Origin of the sequence: Streptomyces sp. XY431 (genome assembly GCF_001279805.1) — a bacterium.
GTDB classification, from domain to species: Bacteria; Actinomycetota; Actinomycetes; order Streptomycetales; family Streptomycetaceae; genus Kitasatospora; species Kitasatospora purpeofusca.
The window spans coordinates 1-460 of the sequence record NZ_LGDO01000325.1 but is presented as its reverse complement, the minus strand read 5'-3'; the positions used below and the strand labels follow the sequence as shown (position 1 = coordinate 460).

The following is a 460-nucleotide window of genomic DNA, read 5'->3' as shown; positions in this document are numbered from 1 at the left end:
CCACTCCTCCACCACCCGCTGACGCTCACCCGCCGACAGGACGTCAACACGCCCCACCGACACCGACGGACCAACCAACACCGCCTCGAACACCCGCAGGATCCTCGAGCCGATCTCCTCGGCCGCCGGAGCGTCGAACAGATCCGTGGCATAGCCCAGGTCCAGCGCCAGCCGGCCACCGTTCTTCATGGCGGCGATGCTGAGCGGGTAGTGGGTGGCGTCCTTTCCGGGCACCCCCGCGATCCGCAGACCGGCAACGCCAGCCGCCGCCTTCGGATCGATCGGGTAGTTCTCGAACACCGTGAGCGTGTCGAAGAGTTCGCCCACCCCGGCGAGGCGCTGGATGTCGGCGAGACCCAAATGCTGGTGAGCCATCAGCTCCACCTGCTGGGACTGCACCTCGGCCACCAGCTCCTCCAGCGAGGACGCCGCGTCCAGCCGCACCCGCACCGGAACCGTG

Annotated in this window: 1 protein-coding gene; it reads right to left on the bottom strand. The window is 68.7% G+C overall.

From position 1 onward, the window contains the following. On the bottom strand, positions 1 to 460 hold a 460-nt coding region (locus ADK60_RS24895; protein ID WP_234371243.1), incomplete at both ends, for a condensation domain-containing protein.